The sequence below is a fragment of the Acidovorax facilis genome, from assembly GCF_023913775.1.
Lineage (GTDB): Bacteria > Pseudomonadota > Gammaproteobacteria > Burkholderiales > Burkholderiaceae_C > Acidovorax > Acidovorax facilis.
In genome coordinates, this window is sequence record NZ_JAMXAX010000079.1 from 22467 (window position 1) to 28466 (window position 6000).

Genomic DNA, 6000 nt, shown 5'->3' on the forward strand with positions numbered 1-6000 from the left:
TCGCAGCCTCGTGATCTCTAGCCACCCGCGTGCTTGCAAGCAGTCTCTTCACCGCAGCTGCAACGCCTGCAGCACCAGCGAAAACGCAGGCGATGGCTGGCGCCGACTGGGGTAGTACAGGTGGTAGCCCGCGAACGGTGGGCACCAGTCTTCCAGCACTCGGACCAGGCGTCCGTCTTCGATGTGGGTGGCCAGTTCGTCCTCGGGCAGCAGCGCAATGCCCAGCCCGGCCAACGCTGCATCGACCTGGGGCGGGGCGGTGTTGAAGATCAGCGGGCCATCTACCCGCACGTTGACCTGTTTGCCCTTGCGCGCAAAGTCCCACACGTACAGGCCGCCCGAGGTAGGCATGCGCTGGTTGATGCACCGGTGCGCCGTCAGGTCGTGCGGGGTTTTGGGAATGGGATGGGCGGCAAAGTAGCTGGGCGATGCGACCACGGCCATGCGAAGCGGCGGGCCGATGGGCATGGCAATCATGTCCTTGTCGATGGTGTTGCCCAGGCGCACCCCGGCGTCAAAACGGTCGGCCACGATGTCGCGAAAGCCGTAGTTCATGTCGAACTCCAGCGTGATGTCGGGGTTGTTGTGCAACAGCGGCATGAGCTTGGGCAGCAGCGTGGTGTGCATGACGTGGTCGCCGCAGGTGATGCGCACAGTGCCTGCGGGTTTGTCGCGCAGTGCGGTCAGCGCATCCAGCTCGGCCTCAATCTCGTCAAAGCGGTGACCGATGGCTTGCATCAGGCGTTCGCCCGCTGGTGTGGGCGAGACGCTGCGCGTGGTGCGTGTGAGCAGCCGGATCTGCAGGCGCTCTTCAAGGCCACGGATGGTCTGGCTCAGCGCGGACTGCGTGACGCCCAGAGTGGCTGCGGCCCGGGTGAAGCTGCCCTCGCGCGCCACGGTGACAAAGGCCAGCAGATCGTTCAGGTTGCGTCTCGCCATGTCTGATTCTCTGAATTGATTGGTTAGCCAGCCTTATAAACCCATTCGCCATTCATTATCTAGTCAGCGCAAGCAATGCTGGGCAAACTTCTTGCCATGGCACAACGCATCAGCACCCGCCCCTTCCAACGCCGCGCCCTGGCGGGTGTCGTCTTGGCATTCACCCTGGCAGCCGGGGTGATGCCCGCCACCACCTTTGCACAGCAGGGCCCCATGAAAATTCATCTGCATATCGATGGTGCCATTGCCACCGCCACCCTGGACAACAACGCCGCAGCGCGCGATTTAGTGGCCCAGCTGCCGCTGTCGCTAACGTTGCAGAACTACGCGGAGATCGAACGCATCGCCACCCTGCCGCGCAAGCTGTCGGTGGACGGGGCACCGGCGGGCATCACCCCCAAAACAGGTGACATCAACTACTACGCGCCCTGGGGCAATCTGGCGATTTTCGTGGGCGATGACGCCTATGCACGCGGCCTGGTGCGGCTCGGCAGAGTGGACACGGGCCTGCCCGCGTTGCAGCGCCAGGGGCCTTTGAAGGTGCGTATCGAACGCGCCAGCGATTGACGCGCGGACAAAGCATTGGAGCGTCCAACGAAGGCGCGCCCTTGGCCCCCGCCTTCATTTCTCGATTTCTCGTCCTTTCCCAATTTCCTACCTGCCCAGGAGCATCGAACATGCACAACACACTCTCCACCATCCACGCACAGCACCCAATACCCGGCACAGACCCTCTCACCTCGGATCGGCGCGACTTCCTCATCCGGGCGGGCTTCGGTGCGGCGGTATGGGGCGGGCTGTCTGCCGCGGGTGGTAGTGCGATGGCAGCGGGGCCGCAGCCAGCGCACGGCAAGCTCAGCGGCGCCGACAATTTCTACCAAAGCGACAAGGTGGCCGTGCGCAAGGTGACCTTCAAGAACCAGTACCGCATGGCGGTGGCTGGCAACCTGTTTGTGCCCAAGAATCTGGACCGCAGCAAGAAAAATCCGGCCATTCTGGTGGGCCACCCCATGGGCGCAGTCAAGGAACAAAGCGCCAACCTGTATGCCACCAAGATGGCAGAGCAGGGTTTTGTTGCGCTGTCGCTGGACCTGCCTTTCTGGGGTGAGAGCGAGGGCCAGCCGCGCAACGCGGTGGCGCCAGACATCTATGCCGAGGCTTTCAGCGCAGCGGTGGATTTTCTGGGCACGCAGGCGATGGTGGACCGCGAGCGCATTGGGGCCATTGGCGTGTGCGGCAGCGGCAGCTTTGTCATCAGCGCCGCCAAGATCGACCCGCGCATGAAGGCCATCGCCACCGTCAGCATGTACGACATGGGTGCTGCCAACCGTGATGCGCTGAACCACTCGCAGACTTTGGAGCAGCGCAAGCAGATCATTGCCGCCGCTGCCGAGCAGCGCTACGTGGAATTCACCGGCGGGGCCATCCAGTACACCGGTGGCACGGTGCACGAGCTGACGGCAGACACACACACCATTCAGCGGGAGTTCTATGACTTCTACCGCACCCCGCGTGGCGAGGTCACGCCCAAGGGCGGCTCAGCCAAAACCACCACCCACCCCACGCTGACCAGCAACGTCAAGTTCATGAACTTCTACCCGTTCAATGACATCGAGACGATTTCTCCGCGCCCCATGCTCTTCATCACGGGTGACCAGGCGCATTCCAAGGAGTTCAGCGAAGACGCCTTCAAGCGCGCTGCCGAGCCGAAGGAGCTGCACATCGTCCCCGGTGCGGGCCATGTGGATCTGTATGACCGTGTGAACCTGATCCCATGGGGCAAGTTGACGGCGTTCTTTGGCAAACACCTGGCTTAAGCAATGACCACCCAGGTTTGCGACGCCCCGCCGCACCACACAGGCGGTGAAGACGGGGCGGCGGCGCAGCCCGCGCGCTGGAGCGGCGTTTTTGCGATGACGCTCTGCGTGTTTGCGCTGATCGCGTCTGAGTTCATGCCAGTCAGCCTGCTCACACCCATGGCCGCAGACCTGGGTGTCAGTGAGGGTTGGGCCGGGCAGGGCATTGCGATATCGGGCGCCTTCGCCGTGCTCACCAGCCTGAGCATTGCAGCGCTGGCCGGCAGGATGGACCGCAAGACCCTGCTTCTGGGCCTTACGGCTCTGATGTGCTTATCTGGCGCGGTCATTGCACTGGCGCCGAACTACGCGGTGTACATGGTGGGGCGCGCGCTCATTGGGGTGGTGGTGGGAGGCTTTTGGTCGATGTCGGCCGCCACGGCCATGCGGCTGGTGCCCGCGCAGCAGGTGCCACGGGCCCTGGCCATCTTCAATGGTGGCAACGCGCTGGCCACGGTGGTGGCGGCGCCGCTCGGCAGCTATCTGGGGGCTGTGATTGGCTGGCGCGGGGCTTTCTTCTGCCTGGTGCCGGTGGCGGTACTGGCCTTCATCTGGCAGTGGGTGAGCCTGCCGCCGATGCCTGCCGGGCCCCGGCGCTCTGGGGCCTCTGGCCTTGTTTTCAGACTGCTCCGGCGCCGGATGATTGCCGTGGGCATGCTGGCAGTGGGCTGCTTTTTCATGGGACAGTTTGTGCTGTTTACCTACCTGCGTCCATTTCTGGAGACCGTCACGCATGTGGGTGGGTTCACCTTGTCGTTCATCCTGCTGGTGATCGGGGTGGCGGGCTTTGTGGGCACCACGCTCGTCGGCGCGGCGCTGGCCAGAGGCTTTTACCCAACGCTGTTCATGGCACCCGTCTTGATGGCGCTCATCGCCATCGCGCTGATCTGTTTGGGTGACCAGCTCACCGCTGTCACTGCCTTGCTGGGTGTGTGGGGCCTGGTGGCTACGGCCGCGCCGGTGGGCTGGTGGACATGGGTCGCCCGGTCGATGCCGAAAGACGCTGAAGCCGGAGGCGGTCTCATGGTGGCGGTGGTCCAACTGGCTATCGGCCTGGGCTCCACGGTGGGGGGCCTGCTGTTTGACCGCAGCGGATACCAGAGCACCTTTGTCGTCAGCGCTGTTTTGTTAGTGGTGGCCGCGTTGCTGGTCTTGCTGACCTGGCGCTCTGGCAGGGCCGAGGGCCGTGCTTTTGCCGGTAGTTGAAGGTTGAAGGAGATGGGGTGAACGCGTGCATTGCGCGCCAGCAAACTGACGGCGATGTGGGGTGCAAAACCGAGGGGACAGCAAAACCCGGCGTCCTGGTGAAAAATGGCGCGGCAGGTGGAGAGGCTGTGACCTGCTGGCACCCCAGCCTCCCCCCACGTCGCGCCGCTTCATGTGCGCGGCTCCATTTCCATCATCCCACTGCGAGTCCTCCATGAACCCATCCATCCCTACCACCGCGCTGCAGCTGCGCTCGCTTGTACAAGCCAATGGCACCTTGCAGATCAGCCTGGAGCCGACACCCGTGCCCACGCCAGGGCCTGACGAAGTGTTGATTCAGGTACAGGCCACGCCCATCAACCCATCGGACATTGGCCTGCTGCTGGGCCCGTCTGATCTGTCCACCGTGCAGGTCGCGGGCACGGCCGAGCGGCCGGTGGCCACGGCTCGCATCCCCGAGCGCGCCATGCCCGGCATGGCGGCACGCCTGGGCCAGAGCATGCCCGTGGGCAACGAGGGCGCCGGTCTGGTGGTGGCTGCGGGTGCATCGCCCGCTGCGCAGGCGCTGCTGGGCCGCACGGTGGCAGTGATTGGTGGCGCCATGTATTCGCAGTACCGCGCCATGCCTGCAGCGCAGTGTCTGCCGCTGCCGCCCGGCACCACGGCGGCTGAGGGCGCGTCGTGTTTTGTCAACCCGCTGACTGCGCTGAGCATGGTCGAAACCATGAAGCGCGAAGGCCACACCGCGCTGGTGCACACCGCTGCGGCCAGCAACCTGGGCCAGATGCTGCTCAAGATTTGCCAGAAGGATGGTGTCGGCCTGGTCAACATCGTGCGCAAGCCCGAGCAAGCGGAACTGTTGCGCGAACTGGGTGCCCAGTACGTGTGCGACAGCAGTGCGCCCGATTTCATGGCCGAGCTGACCGACGCGCTGGCCGCCACTGGCGCCACCATTGCGTTTGATGCCACGGGCGGCGGCACGCTGGCGGGGCAGATCCTGCAGTGCATGGAGGCGGCCATCAACCGCAAGGCCAAGGAATACAGCCGCTACGGCTCGGCCGTGCACAAGCAGGTTTATTTGTACGGCCACTTGGACACGCGCCCGACCGAAGTGCACCGCACCTTTGGCATGGCCTGGGGCATGGGGGGATGGCTGCTGTTCCCGTTTCTGCAGAAGATTGGCGAAGAGGCCACCCAGGCGCTGCGCCAGCGCGTGGCGGCCGAGCTGAAGACCACGTTTGCCAGCCACTACGCGCGCACCGTGTCGCTGGCAGGCGCGCTGAGTGCCGAGTCCATTGCGTTCTACGGCCCGCGCAATACTGGGGCCAAGGTATTGATCGACCCGTCGCTGTAAGCGACGTTGCAGGGGCTCTTGCGGCGCCTTGAGGGACGGTCCATTACGGCAGGCGCCAGGCAAGCTCGGTAAGTGCCATGTAGCCAGCCGGCGCCGCGTGCGCCAACAAAAAGGGCTCCCAAAGGGAGCCCGATCTGCCTGCCCGCCCCTGCGGTTCAGTTAACACTCCCCATGGCAGCGCCACCCGCAAATGCAAAGTGCCACCACCATGGGAAGTCCCGCAACTGCTTCAACCAATCTCAAGCAGTTGGTCTGCCAATTACATGGCGCTGAATTCGCCGTGGGGGATCTGGCCGGTGCGCAGTGCTTCGGCAGCCTGGGCACGCACGGCAGCGCGGTCAGCGGTGGAGGTGTAGGTCACCACACGCGAACCAGCAGGTTCCTGGCTGCGGGTCTGGGCGACGGTTGCGGCTTCAGCGGCCACTTCAGCGCGGGTGCGGTTCGTTTCGAACTTCAGGGCGAATTGCGAGCTGTCGGCTTCGTCAGCCTGGGCGCCAAAAGAAGCGAAAGCGGCAACGGCAGCGACGGAGAGGAAACGGGCGGTCTTGTTCATGATGAAAATCCTTGAAGGTTAAAAAGCGTCTCAAAAAAGCCGGGTCAAAAACCATTCCTGAACCGGGTTCGGTGAGTCGCCTTGCGGGTTCG

The 6000-nt window shown here is 64.1% G+C and carries 6 protein-coding genes; 4 read left to right on the forward strand and 2 right to left on the reverse strand.

Going from position 1 to position 6000, the window contains the following annotated elements:
* Positions 1-48: 48 nt before the first annotated feature.
* Positions 49-939 (reverse strand): LysR family transcriptional regulator, encoded by an 891-nt coding sequence (locus tag NFX52_RS19475; protein ID WP_055397537.1) that lies wholly within the window; start codon positions 937-939, stop codon positions 49-51.
* Between the two features lie 96 nt (positions 940-1035).
* Here NFX52_RS19475 and NFX52_RS19480 point away from each other — a divergent pair, with 96 nt between their 5' ends.
* From NFX52_RS19480 to NFX52_RS19495, 4 genes are all read left to right on the forward strand, one after another.
* Positions 1036-1506, forward strand: a complete 471-nt coding sequence (locus NFX52_RS19480) for a cyclophilin-like fold protein (protein ID WP_082437406.1) — start codon at positions 1036-1038, stop codon at positions 1504-1506.
* A gap of 254 nt (positions 1507-1760) precedes the next feature.
* Positions 1761-2756, forward strand: coding sequence for an alpha/beta hydrolase (locus NFX52_RS19485; RefSeq protein ID WP_055397534.1), 996 nt, complete (start codon positions 1761-1763; stop codon positions 2754-2756).
* Positions 2757-2759: 3 nt separating this feature from the next.
* Positions 2760-4001 (forward strand): MFS transporter, encoded by a 1242-nt coding sequence (locus tag NFX52_RS19490; protein ID WP_055397532.1) that lies wholly within the window; start codon positions 2760-2762, stop codon positions 3999-4001.
* Between the two features lie 214 nt (positions 4002-4215).
* Entirely contained in the window at positions 4216-5355 is a 1140-nt protein-coding gene (locus tag NFX52_RS19495; RefSeq protein WP_055397530.1) for a zinc-binding dehydrogenase, read from the forward strand.
* A gap of 259 nt (positions 5356-5614) precedes the next feature.
* On the opposite strand, the gene NFX52_RS19500 is transcribed toward NFX52_RS19495, so the two are convergent.
* Positions 5615-5908, reverse strand: coding sequence for a hypothetical protein (locus NFX52_RS19500; RefSeq protein ID WP_055397528.1), 294 nt, complete (start codon positions 5906-5908; stop codon positions 5615-5617).
* Between the last annotated feature and the right edge of the window lie 92 nt (positions 5909-6000).

Coding starts and splice junctions, on each gene's coding strand:
- NFX52_RS19475 (WP_055397537.1), bottom strand. CDS start 939: ATGGCGAGACGCAACCTGAACGATCTGCTGGCCTTTGTCACCGTGGCG.
- NFX52_RS19480 (WP_082437406.1), top strand. CDS start 1,036: ATGGCACAACGCATCAGCACCCGCCCCTTCCAACGCCGCGCCCTGGCG.
- NFX52_RS19485 (WP_055397534.1), top strand. CDS start 1,761: ATGGCAGCGGGGCCGCAGCCAGCGCACGGCAAGCTCAGCGGCGCCGAC.
- NFX52_RS19490 (WP_055397532.1), top strand. CDS start 2,760: ATGACCACCCAGGTTTGCGACGCCCCGCCGCACCACACAGGCGGTGAA.
- NFX52_RS19495 (WP_055397530.1), top strand. CDS start 4,216: ATGAACCCATCCATCCCTACCACCGCGCTGCAGCTGCGCTCGCTTGTA.
- NFX52_RS19500 (WP_055397528.1), bottom strand. CDS start 5,908: ATGAACAAGACCGCCCGTTTCCTCTCCGTCGCTGCCGTTGCCGCTTTC.